The following is a 1515-nucleotide window of genomic DNA, read 5'->3' on the forward strand; positions in this document are numbered from 1 at the left end:
CGTGCCGTCGACAGCGCTCTTCACCGACCATTACGAGCTCACGATGCTGCAGGCCGCGCTGGCCAACGGCACGGCCGACCGACGCTCCGTCTTCGAGGTCTTCACCCGCCGGCTGCCCGAGGGGCGGCGCTACGGGGTGGTGGCGGGGACCGGGCGCGTCCTGGACGCCGTCGAGAACTTCCGTTTCGACGGAGCCGTGCTGGAGTTCCTGCGCGAGCGGGCCGTCGTCGACATGCGGACCCTGGACTGGCTGGCCTCGTACCGCTTCTCGGGTGACATCTGGGGCTACCCGGAGGGGGAGGTCTACTTCCCCGGGTCGCCGGTGCTGCGGGTGGAGGGCAGCTTCGCCGAGTGCGTGCTGCTGGAGACGGTCATCCTCTCGATCCTCAACCACGACTCCGCCATCGCGGCCGCCGCGTCCCGGATGGCCTCGGCGGCGGGCGGCCGGCCGCTGATCGAGATGGGCGCGCGCCGCACCCACGAACTGGCGGCGGTCGCGGCCTCGCGGGCCGCTTACGTGGGCGGCTTCACCTCCACCTCGGACCTGGCGGCCGGGTTCCGGTACGGGATCCCGACGGTCGGCACCAGCGCGCACGCCTTCACCCTCCTCCACGACACCGAGCGGGACGCCTTCACGGCCCAGGTGGCCTCGCTGGGCTCGGGGACCACCCTGCTGGTGGACACGTACGACGTCGCGGAGGCCGTCCGGACGGCGGTGGAGGTCGCCGGGACGGGGCTGGGCGCGGTCCGGATCGACTCGGGCGACCTGCTGCTGGTCGCGCACCGGGTGCGGCAGCAGCTGGACGAGCTGGGGGCGACGGAGACGCGGATCGTGGTCACCTCCGACCTGGACGAGTACGCCATCGCCTCGCTGGCGGCGGCGCCGGTGGACGCGTACGGGGTGGGCACCCAGCTGGTGACGGGCAGCGGGCACCCGACGTGCTCGATGGTCTACAAGCTGGTCGCCCGGGCGGAGTCGGCGGACCCGAAGGCACCGCTGGCCCCGGTGGCGAAGAAGTCCTCGGGCGGGAAGACGTCGATGGGCGGCCGCAAGTGGGCGGCGCGGCGGCTGGACGCCGAGGGGGTGGCGGAGGCCGAGGTGGTCGGGACCGGGCCGGTCCCGACGGCCCTGGCGGACCGGCAGCTGCTGGTCCAGCTGGTCAAGGCGGGCGAGGTGGTGGCCCGCGAACCCCTGGACACGGCCCGCACCCGGCACGAGCGCTCCCGCGCGGGCCTGCCGCTGTCCGCGACGCAGCTGTCGCGGGGCGAACCGGTGATCCCGACGGAGTACGCGTAACCAACCCACCCCGGGGGCCCCTCCCCCGGCCCCGCCCGGCCTCGACCGGGGGGAGCCGCCCCGGGGGCGCGGAGTCCCGGCCCGGAGGCGCGGAGTCCCGGCCCGGGGCCCGGAGTCCGGCCCGGGGGCGAGGTGTCCCGGCCCGGAGGTGCGGAGTCCCGGCCCGGAGGTGCGGAGTCCCGGCCCGGGGCGAGGTGTCCCGGCCCGGGGCCCAGAGT

1 protein-coding gene is annotated in these 1515 nt (G+C 75.7%); it reads left to right on the plus strand.

Annotation, left to right across the window (positions count from 1 at the left end):
* Position 1 precedes the first annotated feature (1 nt).
* Positions 2–1297, plus strand: coding sequence for a nicotinate phosphoribosyltransferase (locus tag VR44_RS17065; RefSeq protein WP_094191709.1), 1296 nt, complete (start codon positions 2–4; stop codon positions 1295–1297).
* Positions 1298–1515 lie beyond the last annotated feature (218 nt).

It is taken from the genome of Streptomyces katrae, from assembly GCF_000966975.1.
In the GTDB taxonomy this organism is placed as follows: domain Bacteria; phylum Actinomycetota; class Actinomycetes; order Streptomycetales; family Streptomycetaceae; genus Streptomyces; species Streptomyces katrae.